The following is a 1,446-nucleotide window of genomic DNA, read 5'->3' on the forward strand; positions in this document are numbered from 1 at the left end:
CAATGTCATTAAGTTAAGAACTAAATAACTCTTTTGTAATTAGTTACAGATTTATATTTTCCTGCTTGCCTTATTTTCGATTTTCTACGTTCATAATTTCTATTAATCCGTATAGGTTCAAGATGTCTCTCAAATAAATTTTGCAGTTCTAAAAGCACCGCTTTAGGTTGTTCTGTAAGCAATAAAACAACTATTTTATTTTTCATACTTCCTATACTCATCGTTCTGTTAATCTGATAATCATACTTCCTGATTTTATTTTTTATTTTCAGATACGATTCACATTGTTTCTCGATTATACTTTGCAAATTTGATATAAAAGCTGCGGCATAAAAATCCTGTTCTATACTGCAAAGGCTATGTCCGCTAAACTCTCCCAATTGCAATACATTTTTATCTTGATTATAACTAGTCTCTATTTTCCATCTCATAAAATAAAGCGTTTTAAAAATTTCTTTTTTGTACTTTTTATTGTCATAGAGATTGGTTAACAAAACTTCTGTTTCTCCTGTCTCCAATACAACTTTAATCATTCGAACAGATATAGTTGTATGCAGAAAAACGCTAAATCCGTATTGTTTCATTTTATGAATAGCTCTATAATTAGGCCCAAGATTGATAATTTTATCATCATCGGGACTTAGCATAAAATCGCTCACTTCTTTATTAAAGCTTTGTTTGCATCGCATGACAAAATGTTTTGTGTTTTCCTGATGGATCAATAAGTACATTAAGGAAAAACTTGCAAATCCTCTATCATAAATAGATAAACTGGCTTCTGGAATTCTTTCAATATGCTGAGCAACTATGCTTTTTTCACCAATCTTTATTGGATGTATTTTAGAGAATACCGTGATTCTATTTAGCACATCATAAAACTTGATTATTCCAGCCATTGGCACTTCTCCAAGATGATTTCCATGAGTGCCAAAATGATTTTTTACTTCCGGCTTATTTACTAGATTAATGGTAGAACCATCAACTGCTATGAGTAAAAAACCATTCCACTTTTTTACTTTTTCACCATAATAATGATAAAAGCAATCTGCCAGCAAACCATTCCAAACTTCGAAAAATAATGGTTTTATTTTTTTTCTCTGAATACTTAAGGCAGATTTTGTGCAGCTTAAATTACCTGTAATACAATTGTCAAAAAAGTTTTGAATCTCAATAGATAAACTCTTTTTGAGCATATTGATAATTAGAAACACTGTTCTATTGTAGGTCAATTTTCTATTCCTTGTAAAATCAGATGCCTTACTTGTAAATAACTTTCTTAACTCAGAATCAGTATTAATAATTTTTAAAAACTCTTGTAACTCTTCTATTATCTTTATATTTGCTCCTACCATTGGGGTTTGTTTTTTTTGTCAATTACAAAGAACCTAATTTAGGTTCATAACCCAATGGTTTTTATATTCTTATCCCTTAACTTAATGACATTGG

General features: G+C 29.7%; 1 protein-coding gene. It reads right to left on the reverse strand.

The window, feature by feature from the left end; translation table 11 throughout:
• Positions 1 to 20: 20 nt before the first annotated feature.
• Complete coding sequence (locus tag EG814_RS20835) at positions 21 to 1,352, reverse strand: IS4 family transposase (RefSeq protein WP_125723790.1); 1,332 nt, start codon at positions 1,350 to 1,352, stop codon at positions 21 to 23.
• Positions 1,353 to 1,446: the final 94 nt, after the last annotated feature.

Source organism: Flavobacterium ustbae, from assembly GCF_003946915.1.
Lineage (GTDB): Bacteria > Bacteroidota > Bacteroidia > Flavobacteriales > Flavobacteriaceae > Flavobacterium > Flavobacterium ustbae.